The sequence below is a fragment of the Streptomyces ovatisporus genome, from assembly GCF_042653885.1.
GTDB classification, from domain to species: Bacteria; Actinomycetota; Actinomycetes; order Streptomycetales; family Streptomycetaceae; genus Streptomyces; species Streptomyces ovatisporus.
Window position 1 is genome coordinate 75,323 of sequence record NZ_JBHSFH010000018.1, and the last position, 17,459, is coordinate 92,781.

Annotated in this window: 13 protein-coding genes; 4 read left to right on the top strand and 9 right to left on the bottom strand. The window is 71.6% G+C overall.

The genetic code is table 11. The features are described from left to right. The first annotated feature begins 18 nt into the window (after window positions 1-18). Complete coding sequence (gene sepH, locus ACFPA8_RS27065) at window positions 19-1,110, top strand: septation protein SepH (protein WP_386452757.1); 1,092 nt, start codon at window positions 19-21, stop codon at window positions 1,108-1,110. A 100-nt stretch (window positions 1,111-1,210) separates the two neighbouring features. On the opposite strand, the gene ACFPA8_RS27070 is transcribed toward sepH, so the two are convergent. After that, entirely contained in the window at window positions 1,211-2,041 is an 831-nt protein-coding gene (locus tag ACFPA8_RS27070; protein WP_386452885.1) for a sulfurtransferase, read from the bottom strand. Between the two features lie 187 nt (window positions 2,042-2,228). Between ACFPA8_RS27070 and ACFPA8_RS27075 the strand changes: the two genes are divergently transcribed. Further along, window positions 2,229-3,038: a VOC family protein gene (locus ACFPA8_RS27075; RefSeq protein WP_386452759.1), complete on the top strand. Its 810-nt coding sequence runs from the start codon at window positions 2,229-2,231 to the stop codon at window positions 3,036-3,038. A gap of 42 nt (window positions 3,039-3,080) precedes the next feature. Here the strand turns inward: ACFPA8_RS27075 and ACFPA8_RS27080 are convergent, their stop codons facing one another. The 4 genes from ACFPA8_RS27080 to ACFPA8_RS27095 form a co-directional block, all read right to left on the bottom strand. After that, complete coding sequence (locus ACFPA8_RS27080; protein ID WP_386452760.1) at window positions 3,081-3,773, bottom strand: thymidine kinase; 693 nt, start codon at window positions 3,771-3,773, stop codon at window positions 3,081-3,083. Window positions 3,774-3,834: 61 nt separating this feature from the next. Continuing rightward, a complete protein-coding gene (locus ACFPA8_RS27085) occupies window positions 3,835-5,028 on the bottom strand; it encodes an alkaline phosphatase family protein (RefSeq protein ID WP_386452762.1) in 1,194 nt (397 codons plus the stop codon). After that, window positions 5,028-5,612 (bottom strand): DUF5998 family protein, encoded by a 585-nt coding sequence (locus ACFPA8_RS27090; RefSeq protein WP_386452763.1) that lies wholly within the window; start codon window positions 5,610-5,612, stop codon window positions 5,028-5,030. The genes ACFPA8_RS27085 and ACFPA8_RS27090 overlap by 1 nt, the downstream gene beginning before the upstream one ends. Before the next feature lie 28 nt (window positions 5,613-5,640). Continuing rightward, window positions 5,641-8,433, bottom strand: a complete 2,793-nt coding sequence (locus ACFPA8_RS27095) for a bifunctional acetate--CoA ligase family protein/GNAT family N-acetyltransferase (protein ID WP_386452764.1) — start codon at window positions 8,431-8,433, stop codon at window positions 5,641-5,643. 142 nt (window positions 8,434-8,575) lie between these two features. Between ACFPA8_RS27095 and ACFPA8_RS27100 the strand changes: the two genes are divergently transcribed. Continuing rightward, window positions 8,576-8,860, top strand: a complete 285-nt coding sequence (locus ACFPA8_RS27100) for an HPr family phosphocarrier protein (RefSeq protein WP_386452766.1) — start codon at window positions 8,576-8,578, stop codon at window positions 8,858-8,860. A gap of 326 nt (window positions 8,861-9,186) precedes the next feature. Here the strand turns inward: ACFPA8_RS27100 and ACFPA8_RS27105 are convergent, their stop codons facing one another. From ACFPA8_RS27105 to ACFPA8_RS27115, 3 genes are all read right to left on the bottom strand, one after another. After that, the gene (locus ACFPA8_RS27105) at window positions 9,187-10,011 is read right to left on the bottom strand and encodes a M23 family metallopeptidase (protein WP_386452767.1); all 825 of its coding nucleotides are present in this window, start codon (window positions 10,009-10,011) and stop codon (window positions 9,187-9,189) included. 540 nt (window positions 10,012-10,551) lie between these two features. Then, window positions 10,552-11,922, bottom strand: coding sequence for a M16 family metallopeptidase (locus tag ACFPA8_RS27110; RefSeq protein ID WP_386452887.1), 1,371 nt, complete (start codon window positions 11,920-11,922; stop codon window positions 10,552-10,554). Window positions 11,923-11,987: 65 nt separating this feature from the next. After that, window positions 11,988-13,325, bottom strand: a complete 1,338-nt coding sequence (locus ACFPA8_RS27115; protein ID WP_386452769.1) for a M16 family metallopeptidase — start codon at window positions 13,323-13,325, stop codon at window positions 11,988-11,990. 288 nt (window positions 13,326-13,613) lie between these two features. Between ACFPA8_RS27115 and ACFPA8_RS27120 the strand changes: the two genes are divergently transcribed. Next, window positions 13,614-16,058, top strand: coding sequence for a DNA gyrase/topoisomerase IV subunit A (locus ACFPA8_RS27120; protein WP_386452771.1), 2,445 nt, complete (start codon window positions 13,614-13,616; stop codon window positions 16,056-16,058). A gap of 55 nt (window positions 16,059-16,113) precedes the next feature. Here ACFPA8_RS27120 and ACFPA8_RS27125 read toward each other — a convergent pair whose 3' ends face one another. Continuing rightward, window positions 16,114-17,382, bottom strand: a complete 1,269-nt coding sequence (locus ACFPA8_RS27125) for a CobW family GTP-binding protein (RefSeq protein ID WP_386452773.1) — start codon at window positions 17,380-17,382, stop codon at window positions 16,114-16,116. Window positions 17,383-17,459 lie beyond the last annotated feature (77 nt).

Consider the following 17,459-nt stretch of genomic DNA (forward strand, 5'->3'; position numbering starts at 1 on the left):
ACCACCCGGGAGGTACACATGCCCGAACTGCGTGTCGTGGCCGTCAGCAACGACGGCACACGGCTGGTGCTCAAAGCTGCCGACAGCACGGAATACACGCTTCCGATCGATGAGCGGCTGCGTGCTGCCGTACGCAACGACCGTGCTCGGCTCGGCCAGATCGAGATCGAGGTGGAGAGCCACCTCCGGCCGCGGGACATCCAGGCGCGTATACGGGCCGGTGCCTCCGCCGAAGAGGTCGCCCAGCTCGCCGCCATCCCCGTCGACCGCGTACGCCGCTTCGAGGGCCCTGTCCTCGCCGAGCGCGCGTTCATGGCCGAGCGCGCCCGTAAGACACCGGTGCGCCGCCCCGGGGAGAACGCCGGACCCCACCTCGGAGAGGCGGTCAACGAGCGGCTGCTGCTGCGCGGGGCCGACCGGGACGCCGTGCACTGGGACTCCTGGCGGCGTGACGACGGCACCTGGGAGGTGCTGCTCGCCTACCGGGTCGCGGGCCAGCCCCACTCGGCGACGTGGACCTACGACCCGCCGCGGCGGCTCGTCCAGGCCGTCGACGACGAGGCGCGGGCGCTCATCGGCGAGACCGACGACACCCCGGAGCCCAGCTTCCCCTTCGTCCCGCGGATCGCCCGGCTCCCCAGGGAGCGCAGCGACCGCAACGACCGCGGGGAGCTGGAGCCCGCCGGCTTCTCGGGCGGCGGGGACACCCACCAGTCGTCGGACGGCGTCGAGAGCAACGACGAACCCGACTCTCTGACAAGCCTGTTGGAGGCGGTCCCCAGCTTCCGTGGCGACATGGTCGTGCCGGAGCAGCAGGGCCCCGCGGCCTCGGCCGGGCAGTCCACCGTCCCGGAGACCGACTCCTCGTCGGAGAACGAGGACGAGGCCGAGCAGGAGGAGGAGCCCGTCGAGCCGCCGGCGACGGCTGCCGGTGCCGGCTCCGCCTACGCGGACGTGCTGATGCCCCGCTCGGTCAGCGCGCACCGTGACCGGCTGAAGGGCAACACCGACCGGCAGGCGGAGGCGGACGGCGTACGCCCCGGCCGCCGGGCGGCAGTGCCCAGTTGGGACGAGATCGTCTTCGGAACGCGCCGCAAGAAGGACTCCTGAGAACTCCGGACGCGGGGTCCTCGGGCCCCCGTCCGCCGGCCCGCACGACGCGCAGAGCCGGCCCCGGCCGCCGAGCCGGGGCCGGCTCTCGCGCGTCCGGTCAGCCGGGGTCGGCGCCGGTGGCGGCGGGCCTGCCCGGGTCGGCGGTCCATTCGCTCCACGACCCGGCGTACAGGGCCGCGTCGAAGCCCGCCACCTCGAGTGCGAGGACCTCGTGGGCGGCTGAGACTCCCGAGCCGCAGTAAACACCGACCTCGCCCTCCGGCGTGACTCCCAACGCGCGGAAACGAGCGCGGAGTTCGTCCGCCGAACGCAGAACGCCGCCCTCCTCCGCGACGTTCTCCGAGGTGGGCGCCGAGACCGCCCCCGGGATGTGCCCGGCGACGGGGTCGATCGGCTCCACCTCCCCGCGGTAACGCTCGGCGGCCCGTGCGTCCAGCAGCAGACCGCGCCTGGCGAGCGCGGCGGCACCGTCCGCGTCGAGCAGCGGCAGCGCACCCGGCCGGGGAGTGAAGTCGCCCGGCTCCGGCCGCACATCACCGCTCTCCACCGGCCCTTTCCAGGCGGCCAGGCCGCCGTCCAGCACACGCACGTCCCCGTGCCCGGCCCAGCGCAGCAGCCACCACGCCCGCGCCGCGGCCCAGCCCTGGCCGCCGTCGTACACGACGACCGGACGTCCGTCGCTGACACCGGCACGCCGCATCGCGGCCCCGAAGTCCCCGATGCCGGGCAGTGGATGACGGCCGCCGTCGCCCGGCGGTGCGGCGAGTTCCGTCTCCAGGTCGACGTACGCGGCTCCGGGCAGGTGAGCCTTCTCGTACTCCGGCCGGCCGGGCGGGCCGCCCAGCTGCCAGCGCACGTCGAGGAGCACGGGAGGCCGTCCCCGGGCGAGTTCGGCGGCCAGAGCGGATGCGGAGGTGATGGGTGTCACGGCTGTCATCCCGCCATTTTCGCGCACCCGCCCCGACCAGACCGCACCGAAAAGGAATTAACCGGCGTTGTCGGGGAGCCAGGCGACCGAGGTGGTGCGAGCATGCGCAGGGGCAGTGAATTCGAAGCGACTCACAGCAGTCGCACGACGCGACCGCATCGACGACGGTCATGAGGGAGAGAGCCAGATGGAGTCAGCAGTTCGCAATCCGCACGCCAGACAGATCCCCGGCACACCGTGCTGGGCGAGTCTTCTCGTGCACGAACTGACCGGAAGCCAGGAGTTCTACCACGAGGTGTTCGGCTGGGAGTTCTACTCCGGACCGCAGCATCTCGGCCCGTACGTACGCGCCATGGTGGACGGACGCGAGGTCGCCGGACTGGGCGAGATCGCGCCGGGCAGAAGCCTGAGGGCCGCCTGGCTGCCCTACATGGCCAGCGACGACGCCGATGCCACCGCGGGTCTGATCCGGGAGCGCGGCGGCACGGTCGCCGTCGGACCGCTGGACGCGGACGACGTGGGGCGGCTGGCCATCGCAGCGGACACCTCGGGAGCGACCTTCGGCGTGTGGCAGACCACGCCGCACCCGGACGGGCTGAACCCGGCCGAGGAAGGCGTACCCGGAACACCCGTCTGGTACGAACTCGTCACGCGGGACTCCTCGACGGCCGCCCAGTTCTACCCCGCGGTCTTCGGCTACGAACCGGCGGCGGAAGGCGGACAGGCAGCCGCGGAAGGCGGCACCGACTATCTGACGCTGCACCTGGAGGGCAAGCCCGTAGCGGGAGTTCAGGGTGTCGGCCGGGCCCTGTCCCCCGAGCGCGGACCGCACTGGAAGACGTACTTCGCCGTCGAGGACACCGATGCCACGGCCCGGCGCGTCGGCGAACTGGGCGGACGGGTGGTGCACGCGCCGCGCGACTCCCCGCACGGGAGGGTGGCGACGGCCGCGGATCCGGAAGGCGCCCAGTTCAGCGTGATCGCGACGGCGGCCTAGTCGGGGCCGCGCCGGGCGACCGGGCAATCGGGCAACCGGGGCTCAGCGCGCCGAGTAGGGCGCCCTCTCCGTCTCGTGCGGCGTGGCGGGCGCGTCGATGGGCAGAACGTCCGGGGACAGGGCGCCCGCTCGCGCCGCCGACGCGGTGAGACGGCGGCGGTGGTGACGTCGGCAGAGCACTTCGTACCCGACCTCGCCGGTGGGCTCCCCGACATCGCCGACGACGACCTGAGCACCCTCGACGACCATCTTCCCGCCCACCGTACGGGCGTTGTGGGTGGCGCGGGCGCCGCACCAGCACAACGCCTCGACCTGCAGCACCTCGATGCGGTCCGCCAGCTCCATCAGGCGCTGGGAGCCGGGGAAGAGGCGGGTCCGGAAGTCGGTGGCGATGCCGAAGGCGAAGACGTCCATGCCGAGGTCGTCGACGATGCGGGCCAGTTGGTCGATCTGAGCGGGCGTGAGGAACTGCGCCTCGTCGACGATCACGTAGTCCGTGCGTCCGCCCGCCGTGAGGTGCTTGACGAGGTGCGAGTGGAAGTCGAGTTCTTCGCCGGCCTCGACGGCGTCGGTGACCAGGCCGAGCCGGGAGGAGAGCCGCCCCTCACCCGCCCGGTCGTTGCGCGTGAAGATCATGCCCTGCAGCCCGCGGGTGGAGCGGTTGTGCTCGATCTGGAGCGCCAGTGTCGACTTTCCGCAGTCCATCGTTCCGGAGAAGAAGACCAGCTCTGGCATGGGGACTTCGGGCCTTTCTGCGCGGGGCGGTCGGAGTGGTCGCCGGCTTGCTGCGTGCCTGCTACGTACGGACTTCGAGCAGCGGTACGAGCTGCTCCGCGGGGGTCGCCGAGCCGTGCATGCCGATCAGCGCGGACTCCTTGGGCTCCCGCTCCGTGGCGACGACGGCCGCGTCCCCGGTCATCGCCGCGACGACGTCACCGATGCGGGCCCGTACCCGCTCATCGATCACCGGCCCGAACCAGCCCAGTTCGACGGCCTCTTCACGCGAGGCCACCCATGCGTGGTCTGCCAGCACCTCGCGCCACACCGAGTGGACGTCGCGGGCGGCACCGGGAACCGCGTACAGGTGGCGCATGCGGCCCTCGCCGCCGAGCAGGGCGAGCCCGGCGTTCAACTCCCAGTCCTCGTCCACGTCGAAGCGTGCCTGCGGCGTCGCGGGGACGTCCACCATGCCGTGGTCGGCGGTGACGTACAGCACTGAGCGGGGCGGCAGCTGCTCGGCGAGGCGCTGGGCGAGCCGGTCCACGTACATCAACTGGCCGCGCCAGGCATCGGAGTTCATGCCGTAGCGGTGACCGTTGGAGTCCAGCTCCGCGTAGTAGGTGTAGACGAGGGCGCGGTCCGAGGCGGCCAGGCAGCCGGCGGCCTTGTCCATGCGGTCCTCGGCGCTGAGCACGCCGTGGAACGTCCCTCCCGAGAGCGCGATGCGGGTGAGCGGGGTGTGCTGGAAATGCGGTGCGGAGACCTGACTTGCCGCGACTCCGGCGGCGTCGGCGGTCTGGAAGACGGTCGGGTACGGCTGCCACACGTACGGGTCCGTCCACGGCTGCCAGCGCAGCTGGTTCATCAGCCGGCCCGTCTCCGGGTCCAGCGCGGTGTAACCGGGCAGTCCGTGCCGGCCGGGGGGCATGCCCGTGCCCACCGAGGCGAGTGACGTCGCCGTGGTGGAGGGAAAACCCGCGGTCAGGGCTGCGCCCGTGCCGTTCAGCGAACTGGGCAGCAGCGACGTGAGGAACGGGGCCTCCTCCGGATGCGCCCGCAGCGCCTCCCAGCCAAGTCCGTCGACGAGGAACACGCAGGCACGGTCGGCCGGTTCGAGCTCCAGCGCGGTCGCGAAGCCCTCCACCCCCTGTGCCGAGACGACGGCGGGGAGAAGATCCGAGAGCGACGCCTGGCCGTATCGCGGTACGGGCGCTGAACGGGGGTCCAGCGGAACGGGCTCCTGCTGGTGCGCGGGGGCGGCCTGTGCCATCAGGAAGGGGTCACCGTGGCCTCTGACAGGGACTGGGCGAAGGCGAGTGTCTGCCGCACGGTGTCCGGCCCGTCGGCGGCTTCGCTCACGCGGAGTGAGAGGTCGTCGGCGGTGGAGGAGCCCGTATAGCCGTGATCCGCCTCGCAGTTGGGGTCACCGCAAGTGGCGGGCTCCATGTCGAGGCGGGAGACCGCACCCCAGCCGATGGTCAGCACGACCTCGCGGGGCAGCGTGCCCGCCGTGTAGGACTCGGGGTCGGCGACGACGCGCGAGAGCACCACGGAGGAGATGCGCTGGATCTTCACCGATTCGGTGGACGTCGTCGCGTAGGAGGACGCGGAGGTGCTGTCGGCGGGCTGCTCGTCGGTATGGCTGACGATGAAGCGGGTGTCCGTGAGGACGAGGACCGTGACATGGCGGCGTACCTCGTTGGAGTCGAACGTCGTCTCCTGGTGCACGAGGTAGGAGACGACGGGCTCGCCGCCCACTGCCGCCTCGACGGCCTCGGCCACGAGGGTCGGGTAGTAGCCACTGCGCTCGATCGCCGCGCGCAGCCCCTGCGTCGTCGTACCGGTCTTCGCCATGCGGGCCATCCTACGGGGCCAGGTGTGATCAGTAGGCGGGCAGGCTGCGACGCCCGAGGTCGGTCGGCGGAGGGGGCTCGGCGACGCTGACGGCCGCTCCGAGCACGGTGAGTCCTCTCGTGGCGACGACCACCGGTTCCAGGTCGACGGCGACGATCTCCGGGTGGTCGTGCAGGAGCCGCGAGACCCGCAGCAGCAGATCCTCCAACGCGCCGGTGTCGACGGGCCGGGCGCCGCGCCAGCCGAAGAGTATGGGTGCGCTGCGCAGGGACCGCACCAGCCCGGCCGCCTCCTTGTCGGTGACCGGGACGAGCCGGTGGGCGACGTCCCCGAGGAGCTCGGACGGCGTGCCCACCAGTCCGAAGGAGAGCACGGCGCCGATGGACGGGTCGACGGCGGCCGTGATCGCGGTGTCCACTCCGCGCGGGGCCATCGCCTGCACGACAGGGTGCAGCTCCTCGGGCAGGCCGAAGGCCTCGGTGAGTTCGGCGTACGCCTGTCGCAGACCCGTCTCCGAGGCGATGTCGAGGCGCACGCCGCCCAGGTCGGCGCGGTGCCGCAGGTGCGGGGCCGTGGTCTTCAGAGCGACGGGGTAGCCCAGGCGCCCGGCGGCGGCGACGGCCTCGTCCGCGTCGGATGCGGGGACGGTGGGCTGGACGGTGATGCCGTAGCAGGCCAGCAGGGCCGCCGCGTCGTCGGCGCCGAGAGCGGGTCCGGCATCCCGGCGGGGAAGGGCGGAGCCCTCGGTGCCGGGTGCGGACCCCTCGGTGCCGGGTGCGGAGCCCTCGGCGTCCCCTCCGGCACCGGTGGCCGGGGGGCCGGTGCTGTCCGCGGCGTCCGCGGCCCCTGCCGTGGCACGCTCCAGCAGCGCGGACGCTGCCGCCTCGTCGACCTCGATCTCCGGCACCCGCCCGGGGTTCTCCGCGTCCTGCCGCCAGCGCGCGTAACGGCACGCCTCCGAGAGGGCGCGGACGGCACGCTCCGGGGCCGGGTAGGAGGGGATGCCGCGCTCGGACAGCGCGTCGTCCAGCCCCTCGATGGCGAGATGGACGACGGCCACCGGTTTGCCCGCGCCCTCGGACGCCTCCTTCAGGGCGTCGGCCAGCTCCGTCACGCGGGTGTCGCCGACCCACGGGATGACGGTGACGACGACGGCGTCCGTACCGGTGTCTTCCAGTGCGGCGGTCAGGGCAACGCGGTATTCGTCGGGGGTGGCGGCGGTCGACAGGTCCTGCACGGGGTGCGGGCGCAGCTCGTCGGCGAGAGCCGCGTCGTAACTGATCAGTCCGAGGGATTCGGCGTTGCCGAGGATGGTGATGCGGCGTCCCTGCGGGAGGGGCTGGGACGCGAGCAGGGCCCCGGCGTCGAGCAGTTCGGTGACCGTGTCGACCATGACGATCCCGGCCTGCCTCAGCAGGGTGGTGACGGTCCCGGCGGGTGTCCGGGAGACGGGAGCGGCGTGGCCGCGCGGCGGGGCGCTGCCGCTGTGCCTCGCTCCCTTGACCACGACCATCGGCTTGCGGACGGCCGTGCGCTTGGCGAGCCGGGTGAACTTCCGCGGGTTGCCGATGGATTCGAGGTAGAACAGCGCGACGTCGGTGTCGGGGTCCTCGTACCAGTGCTGCAGGACGTCGTTGCCGGAGACGTCCGCGCGGTTGCCGGCGGAGACGAAGCTGGACAGGCCGATGCCGCGCTGGTGCAGCCCGGCGAGCAGGGCGATGCCGATGGCGCCGGACTGGGTGAAGAGGCCCACGCGTCCGCGACGGGGCGTCTCGGGCGAGAGTGTGGCGTTGAGGCGTACGTCCGGTGCGGTGTTCATCAGTCCGAACGCGTTGGGCCCGACGACGCGCGTGCCGTACGAGCGTGCGAGCCGGACCAGTTCGCGCTGCTCGTCCCGGTCGAAGTCGGCCGTGAGCACGACCAGTCCCTGCACCCCCGCCTCCCCGCATTCCCGCGCGACGGCCGGTACTTCGCCCGCGGGGACCGCGACGACCGCGAGGTCCACGTGCTCCGGTACGTCCTGCGCGGAGCGGTAGGCCGGGACACCGCCCAGCTCGCCCGTGCCCTCCGGCAGCGAGCGGTTGACGGCGTACACGCTGCCCGTGAAGCCGCTGCTGCGCAGGCTCTCGAGGATTCTGCGGCCCGCTCCGCGGGGCGAACGGCTGGCTCCGATCACGGCCACCGAACCGGGGGCGAGCAGCCGCTGCACGGAGGTGCCCTCGGCGCGCTGTTCGCGGGCGCTCATCACGGCGAGGGACTGCTCGGTGGGTTCGAGGTCGAAGGTGAGGTGGACGGAACCGTCCTCGAAGCTGCGGCGCTGCGAGTACCCCGCGTCCGTGAAGACCTTGATCATCTTGTTGTTGGCGGGCAGCACTTCCGCCGTGAAGCGCCGGATTCCGCGCTCGCGGGCGACGGCCGCGATGTGCTCGAGGAGCGCGGACGCCACCCCGCGGCCCTGATGGTCGTCGCGTACGAGGAAGGCGACCTCGGCCTGTGCGGAAGGCGCGGTCGCCGCACGTCCGGCGTCGTCCACCCGGTCGTAGCGGACGGTCGCGATGAACTCGCCGCCCACGGTGGCGGCGAGGCCGACCCGGTCCACGTAGTCGTGATGGGTGAAGCGGCGCACATCGCGGTCGGAGAGCCGGGGGTAGGGGGCGAAGAAGCGGTAGTACTTCGACTCGTCGGACACCCGCTCGTAGAAGCTCACGAGCCGCTGGGCGTCGTCCGGGGTGATGGGACGGATCAGGGCCGTTCCGCCGTCGCGCAGCACCACGTCGGCTTCCCAGTGCGCCGGGTAGGCGGGCTCCTCCGGGGTACGCATGGGTGTCAGGGTAAAGCCGTACGGACCGGGGTGTACCTTTCCGTCCGGCAGTGCACGTCACGGGGGTACGGCCGACCGGCAGCGGTCCCATGCGAGACTGGTTCCTGGCCGGACGCCGAGTACGAATCGAAGGGCAACAACCATGGTAGAGCGCCGCGTGACCGTCGGCTGGGCCGAGGGCTTGCACGCCCGCCCCGCCTCGATCTTCTGCCGCGCCGCGGCGGCCGCGGGAGTTCCCGTCACCGTGAAGAAGGGCGAGGACGGCACTCCGGTCAACGCCGCCTCGATGCTCGGCGTGCTGGGTCTCGGCGCGGAGGCCGGCGAGGAGATCGTGCTGGCGTCCGAGGCGGTGGACGCGGACGGCGCTCTGGAACGGCTGGCCACGCTGGTCTCCGAAGGCCTGGACGAGCTTCCGGAAACGGTCTGACCTCTGATCCTGCGGCGTCCACGCACTGACGCCCGCCCTCTGCCGACGGCGGCGGGGGCATCACTCCGCGGATGGAGTCCCGGCGAAGAACGCGGGGTTCCGTCCTTTTCGCGTTCCGGGACAGTACGTGCCCACCCGGGGACGGTGCGTGAGTGACCGGACGGGCGGGCGCCCGCACGGGCGAGCCCCCGACCGCGGCCGTGCGGGACGCGATCGGGGGCTCGGTGCCGCGTGGGGAACCCTGCCGGGTCCGCCCTGTACTGCCGGACGCCCGTACTGCGGGAACCCCGTGGGCCGGGGCCTCCGGGTTGCCTTCGGCGCAGGTGTCAGACGTCGACCCCGTGCTTGCGGAGGTACGCCACAGGGTCCATGTCCGTGCCGTAGTCCGGGCCGGAACGGGCCTCGAAGTGCAGGTGCGGGCCCGTGCTGTTGCCGGTCGAGCCCGCCAGGCCGAGCTGCTGCCCGGGGGTGACCGACTGCCCCGCGGAGACGCTGAGGGAGGACAGGTGGCCGTACTGCGTGTACGTGCCGTCCCGGTGCTTGACGACGACGTTGTTGCCGAACGAACCGTCCATGCCCGCCTCCACGACCTCGCCGGCCGCGACGGACTGCACCTTTGTGCCCTCGTCCGCCTCGAAGTCGACACCGGTGTGGCTGCCGGAGGACCACAGCCCACCGGAGGACTGGTACGGGGTGGAGAGCGAGGGGTTCTCCACCGGCGCCTTGTAGGCGTTGAGCTTGGCCCGCTCCGCGGCCCTCGCCGCCTTCTCACGGGCCTCACGCTCCCGCTCGGCCCTCTCGGCGGCGGCCCTGCGCTTGGCTTCCCTCTCGGCCTTGGCCTGCGCGGCGGCGGCCTTCTGTGCACGCGCCTGGTCGCTGACGGTGTCGGCGATCGAGTCGCCGAACCCCACGGCGCGGGTCAGGCCAGTGTCGTCTCCTCCGCCCGCGGACTGTACGACTCGGCTGCCTGCGGGCGCCTGGGTGGTTTCGCCTGCGGCCTGGGGCTTCTCATCGCCCGCGGCCATCGACGGTGTGGCGAGCGAACCGACGACGCCTGCGGCGGTGAGGCCGGCTATGCCGACCGCCTTGGCGCCGCGGCGCGGTATGCGGCGGGGACGACGGTGCTTCCCCGAGGCATGGGTGAACGCCATGGGCTGGCGTGACTCCTTTCCTTCCTTCTCGCCTACCGGGTCTGCCTCTGCCGTGCTGGACGAAAGGTCCAGTCGGCAGGGGATCCCCAGACGGTTCGGAGCAGGAAGGTCTCCTACGGACCGCCTCTCGCAAGGCGCTCCGATTCACCCCACCCCTCCACGGGCGGCCCGGCGGAACACCGGCCCGGCCTGCGAAGGGACCCTCTCGTGCCGCGAGCGGCACCCGAGGGAAGGATCCCCGGCTCCCCCGGGTACGTGGTGGTACGGGGGGACTCGGCGATGCCGAACGTCGGCCGCGGTCGCGGTCACTTCTGACGAACAGCCGGATCGACGCTAAATGGGGCATCTGCCAACTGCCAAACCAAACCCTTGTTTTGTCGCGTAGACCACACAAGCGACCGGGGCAACACGCGTCAATACGGACATACCGGCAGCACAACGGGACGGCCCCGGCTCGGCATTCCCCCGAGCCGGGGCCGTCCCGCACCTCTCACGTGCTGCAATTCACCTGACGGTGTGTGGCGTGCCCAGCCGCCGGGCTCAGCCGCCGGTGACCACCTTCACCTCACCGATCCCCAACTCCCTTACGGGGTCGGCGATCTGGGAGGCGTCACCGACGAGGACCGTCACCAGCCTGTCCTCCGGGAAGGCGTTCACGACGGCCGCGGTGGCCTCGACCGTGCCCGTCTGCGCGAGCTGCGCGTACACCTGCGCCTGGAAGTCGTCCGGGAGTTGCTGCTCGACCTGCTCGGCGAGGGTGTCCGCGACAGCAGCCGCCGTCTCGTACTTCAGCGGCGCCACGCCCACGAGGTTCTGCACGGCGACGTCCCGCTCCTCCTCCGAGAGCCCTTCGGCTGCCAGAGTGCGCAGCACGTGCCACAGGTCCGACAGCGCCGGCCCCGTGACGTCCGTGGCCACCGAACCGGAGACGGCCAGCAGCGCGGCGCCCGTGCCGTCCGCGGAGGAGCGCAGGACCTGGGTGAAGGCCCTCACTCCGTAGGTGTAGCCCTTCTCCTCGCGCAGCACCCGGTCCAGACGGGAGGTGAGGGTGCCGCCGAGGCAGTACGTGCCGAGAACCTGGGCGGGCCAGACGCGATCGTGCCTGTCGGGGCCGATCCGGCCGATGAGCACCTGGGTCTGTACCGATCCCGGACGGTCCACGATGACCACCCGTCCGGTGTCGTCGGCCGTCACGGGCGGCGCCTGGCGCGGTTCGGCCGCGGAGCCCTGCCACGTGCCCAGCGTGTCGGCCAGGGCCGCGTCCAGGTCGACACCCTCCAGATCGCCGACGACGACCGCGGTGGCTGTCGCCGGCCGTACGTGCGCGTCGTAGAAGGCGCGCACCGCCTGCGCGTCGATGCGCGCCACCGTCTCCTCGGTGCCCTGACGGGGGCGCGACATACGGGAGTCGGCAGGGTAGAGCTCGTGGGCGAGTTCCTTCGCGGCCCGCCGGGTCGGGTTCGCCATTTCGAGCGGAATCTCGTCCAGGCGGTTGCCGACCAGCCGTTCGATCTCGCCCTCGGGGAAGGCGGGGGCCCGCAGCGCGTCGGAGAGCAGGCCCATCGCCTTGTGCAGGCGGGACGCCGGGACCTCCAGGGAGAGGCGTACGGACGCGTGGTCGGCGTACGCGTCCAACGAGGCGCCGTAACGCTCCAGTTCGTCGGCGAACTGCTCCGCGTCGAGCTTGTCGGTGCCCTCGGAGAAGGCGCGGGCCATGATCGTGGCGACGCCGTCGAGCCCGGCCGGCTCCGCGTACAGCGGGGCGTTCAGGGACACGTCGACGGCGACGACCTGCTGGCCGGGGCGGTGGCAGCGCAGCACCGTCACCCCGTTGTCGAGGCGGCTGCGCTCGGGGGCGGGGAACGCCCACGGCTTGGGCCGGCCGCCCTGGGGCCGGGGGTGGAACTCCATCGACTTACCTGCCGTACTCGTCGTCGTGCCCGGATCGGTGGGCTGTGCGGGGTTGGGGGCGTCGCTCACTGGGCGGGCTCCTCGGTCTGCTCGGTCTGCTCGCTCTGCGCTGTCGGCTCGTAGACGAGCACTGCACGGTTGTCCGGACGGAGCCTGGCCGCGGCCACCGCCCGCACCTCCTCGGGGGTGACCTCCAGGAGACGCTGCACCGCGGTCAGTGCCAGCTGCGGGTCGCCGAACAGCACTGCGTAGCGGCACAGTTCGTCCGCCCGGCCCCCCACCGTGGCCAGCCGGTCCAGCCATTCGCGCTCCAACTGGGCCTGCGCACGCTCCATCTCCTCGGGCGTCGGGCCCTCCTCGGCGAAGCGCCGCAGCTCGTCGTCCACCGCTTCCTCGATCGCGGAGACCTCGACGCCGCCCGACACCTTCACGTCGAGCCATCCCAGCGAGGGCGCACCCGCCAGGCGCAGCATCCCGAAGCCGGCACCGACCGCCAGGCGGTCCCGGCGCACCAGACGCTTGTTGAGGCGCGAGGACTCGCCACCGCCGAGCGCGGTGAGTGCCACGTCGGCCGCGTCGCACTCGCGCGTCCCGTCGTGGGGCAGCCGGTAGGCGGCCATCAGCGCGCGGGCGGGCACGTCCTCCTCGATCACCTCGCGCTTCTGCTCTCCGATCACATCGGGCAGACTGCCGTCGCGCGGCGGCCTCTTCCCCTCGTGGCCGGGCACGGAGCCGAAGTACTTCTCGATCCAGGCGAGGGTCTGCCCGGGGTCGATGTCGCCGACGACGCTGAGCACCGCGTTGTTCGGCGCGTAGTACGTGCGGAAGAACTCCCGCGCGTCCTCGAGCGACGCCGCGTCCAGGTCGGCCATCGAACCGATGGGTGTGTGGTGGTAGGGGTGGCCCTCGGGGAAGGCCATCGCCGTCAGCCTTTCGAAGGCCGTGCCGTACGGCACGTTGTCGTAGCGCTGACGGCGCTCGTTCTTCACCACGTCGCGCTGGTTCTCCATGGACTCGTCGTCCAGGGCTGCGAGCAGCGAGCCCATCCGGTCCGCCTCGAGCCAGAGCGCGAGCTCCAACTCGTGGGCGGGCATGGTCTCGTAGTAGTTGGTGCGCTCGAAGCTGGTGGTGCCGTTCAGCGAACCGCCCGCGCCCTGCACCAGTTCGAAGTGGCCGTTGCCCTGCACCTGCGCCGAGCCCTGGAACATCAGGTGCTCGAAGAGGTGGGCGAGCCCGGTGCGTCCGGCGACCTCGTGGCGGGAGCCGACGTCGTACCAGAGACAGACCGCTGCTACGGGTGTGAGGTGGTCCTCCGAGAGGACCACCCGCAGGCCGTTGGCCAGCCTGTGTTCGGTCGCTGTCAGCCCGCCGACGGATGGCGGGGGCGTGGCCGTGTGACCCATGGGCTGTGGAGTCCCTTCGATCGCGTCAGTTGCGTGCACGTCGTGGCAAGCGGTTCTGTCACCCTATGCAACCGCGCCGACAGCGTGCGGAGTTCCCGTACGGTACGCCCAGGAACCCGGCCCGTTGCGGGCCGTGCTCCCACGGAGCGGCGCAGAGGTCCCCGCCTGACGGGTCGGGGGGCCGGTTGTCAGCGTCGCGGTCCACAATGGTCCGCGTCGGATCCGCATCCGTACCCGGCTGGACAGCAGCCGCCCGTACCGTACGCACCCTAAGGAGAGCCAGCCGCGATGGCCCGCCGCAGTACGAAGACTCCGCCGGAAGATTTCGAAGAGCGCATCCTCGACATCGACGTCGTCGACGAGATGCAGGGCTCCTTCCTGGAGTACGCCTACTCGGTCATCTACTCGCGCGCGCTCCCCGACGCCCGCGACGGGATGAAGCCCGTGCAGCGGCGGATCCTCTACCAGATGCACGAGATGGGCCTGCGGCCCGAGCGGAGCTACGTCAAGTGCGCCCGGGTCGTCGGCGAGGTGATGGGAAAGCTCCACCCGCACGGCGACAGCGCCATCTACGACGCGCTCGTACGCATGGCGCAGTCGTTCTCCATGCGGCTGCCGCTGGTCGACGGGCACGGCAACTTCGGCTCGCTGGGCAACGACGACCCGCCTGCGGCGATGCGGTACACCGAGTGCCGGTCCGCCCCGGCGGCGGGCCTGATGGTCGAGTCGATCGACGAGGAGACCGTCGACTTCGCGCCGAACTACGACGGCAGCGAACAGGAACCGGGCGCGCTTCCGGCTGCGTATCCCAACCTGCTGGTCAACGGCTCCTCGGGCATCGCCGTCGGCATGGCCACCAACATGCCGCCGCACAACCTCGGTGAAGTCATCGCCGCCGCACGGCATCTGATCAAGCATCCGGGGGCCGACCTCGAGACCCTGATGCGTTTCGTACCGGGCCCGGACCTGCCGACCGGCGGCCGGATCGTCGGCACGGACGGGATCAAGGACGCCTACGCGGGCGGCCGCGGCAGCTTCAAGATGCGCGCCACGGCGGCGGTCGAGCAGGTCACGCCCCGCCGCAAGGGCCTGGTCGTGACGGAGCTGCCCTTCACCGTCGGCCCCGAGAAGGTCATCTCCAAGATCAAGGATCTGGTCAACTCCAAGCGTCTGCAGGGCATCGCGGACGTCAAGGACCTCACCGACCGCGCCCACGGACTGCGCCTGGTCATCGAGATCAAGAACGGCTTCAATCCGGAGGCGGTTCTGGAGCAGCTGTACAAACTGACGCCGATGGAGGAGTCCTTCGGCATCAACAACGTCGCGCTGGTGGACGGCCAGCCGCTCACGCTCGGCCTCAAGGAACTCCTGGAGGTCTACGTCGACCACCGCTTCACGGTGGTGCGGCGACGCAGCGAGTTCCGCCGCACCAAGCGGAAGGACCGGCTGCACCTGGTCGAGGGGCTGCTCGTGGCGCTCATCGACATCGACGAGGTCATCAGGATCATCAGGTCGAGTGAGAACTCGGCGCAGGCCAAGGAATCACTCATCGCCCGGTTCCGGCTCAGCGACGTGCAGACGCAGTACATCCTCGACACCCCGCTGCGCCGCCTCACCAAGTTCGACCGCATCGAGCTGGAGAGCGAACGCGACCGCCTGCGTTCCGAGATCGAGGAGCTGACCCGGATCCTGGAGTCGGACGCCGAGCTGCGCAAGCTGGTCTCCGGCGAACTCTCCGCCGTCGCGAAGAAGTACGGCACCCCGCGGCGTACGGAACTGCTCGAATCGGCAGGCGCACCGGTGGCCTCGGTCCCGCTGGAGGTCGCAGACGACCCGTGCCGGGTGCTGCTCTCCTCGACGGGACTGCTCGCCCGTACGGCCAACGGCGAACCAGTCTTCGACCAGGACGCGAAGCGCGCCAAGCACGACGTCATCGTCTCCGCCGTCCCGGCGACGACGCGGGGCGAGGTGGGTGCCGTCACCTCGTCCGGGCGGTTGCTGCGGCTCACGGTCGTCGACCTGCCCCAGCTGCCGGAGTCGGCCTCCGCGCCCCATCTGGCAGGCGGCGCACAGGTGTCGGAGTTCCTGTCCCTGGAGGACGACGAGGCTCTGATCTGCCTGACCACCCTCGACGAGTCGTCCCCCGGCCTGGCGCTGGGCACCGAACAGGGCGTCGTCAAGCGGGTGGTGCCCGACTACCCCGCCCACAAGGAGGAGTTGGAGGTCATCTCGCTGCGCGACGGCGATCGCATCGTGGGCGGCGCGGAGTTGCGTACGGGCGAGGAGGACCTGGTCTTCATCACCGACGAGGCCCAGTTGCTGCGCTATCCGGCCGGACAGGTACGGCCGCAGGGGCGCGGCGCGGGCGGCATGGCAGGCATCAAACTGACGGGTGAGGCGAAGGTCGTCTCCTTCACCGCCGTCGACCCTTCGGTGGACGCCGTGGTCTTCACGCTCTCCGGCTCGCACGGCACGCTGGACGACTCGATCAGTACGGCGAAGCTCACCCCGTTCGACCAGTTCCCGAGGAAGGGGCGCGCGACGGGAGGGGTCCGCTGCCAGCGGTTCCTGAAGGGCGAGGACTGCCTGGCCCTGGCCTGGGCGGGCCCCGCACCGGCGAAGGCCGCGTCCAAGAACGGCACACCGGCGGAGCTTCCCGAGATCGATCCGCGCCGTGACGGGTCGGGAGTGCCGTTGAAGAAGCCGGTGGCGGTCGTCGCGGGACCTGTGTAGGTCCCGGCCGGCGAACGGTGTCGTCCGCCGGTGGGCGGGAGGGGCCCGGGAGTTGTCAGAGCCCGGGCCCGGTCACCGGTTCCTTGTCGGAACCGGCCTCGTTCCCGGCCGGGGGTTCTTGGTGGGGACCCGTGTCCGAGGGGTCCGCAGTCCGGTCCTCGACGAGGAAGCCGTCGCCCAAGTCGCCCGGGTCGCCCGGGTCGCCGCCCAGGAGGTCCTCCCCCGAGTGGCCCTCGCCGGGTTCCTCGACGTACCGCAGGACGCCCCACAGAGCGTTCGGGTCCCCGTCGTCGGGCCCGTCCGCGACACAGCCCTCCAGCTCCTTGCGCAGAGCGGCCGTGTCGGCGCCCGCGCTGATCAGCACCAGCTGGGTGAGCCGCTCCTCGCCGCGTGGCCACCGCTCCGGCGTGAACCGCAGGAAACCGCCGACCGCGTGCACGCCGTAGCGGTTGCCGGGGTCTGCGGGCCCGAGATCGACGTGGCCCTTGATGCGGTAGAGACCGGCGGGCCGGCTGTCGAGAAAGGCCATGAACCGTCGCGGATGCAGCGCCCGGTCCGAGGTGAACGAGACGCTCTCGTACGCGGCGTGCAGATGCCCCGAGTGGTCGTCCCGGTCGCTCGGCTCGGCACCACTCCGCTCGGCACCACTCCGCCCGGCGCTGTCTTCGCCGCGCTCGTCCCGCAGCAGCTCGTCGAACGAGAGCTGTTCGACGGGCGGACGTTCCCGGCGCGCCGGGTCGAAGAGCAGCGACGGGTCGATCCGCCCATACGACGCGGAGACGACCGGCGTGCCCGGGCTGAGCCTCGCCAGCTCCTCCCCCAGCGCTCGCCGGCCGGCCGGGGAGACCCGGTCCGACTTGTTGAGAACCACGAGGTCGGCGGCTCTCAGGTGCCGCTCCAGCTCCGGATGGCGTGCGCGGGTGCTGTCGAACTCGGCCGCGTCGACGACCTCCGTCAGCCCGCCGTAGACGATGTGCTCGCTCTGCGCGGCGAGGATCATGCGGATCATCGTCTCGGGCTCTGCGAGCCCGCTGGCCTCGACGACGATGACGTCCATGTCCGCGGACGGGCGGGCCAGCTTGCCGAGGACCTCGTCCAGGTCGCTCGTGTCCACCGCACAGCACAGGCAGCCGTCCCCGAGAGCGACCATCGAGTCGACCTGGCCGGCCACCGTCATGGCGTCGATCCCGATGCTGCCGAAGTCGTTGACGACCGCTCCGATGCGGGTGCCGCGGCTGTGCCGCAGCAAGTGGTTGAGCAGAGTCGTCTTACCGGAACCGAGGAACCCTGCCAGAACGATGACCGGGACGCGTCGGGTGGTCACGGGCGCTGCCTCCAGCGTGCTGCTGTCTGAACGGCTGTTGATCGTAGTGGACGGTCGCGTGTGTTCTCACCGCGTGA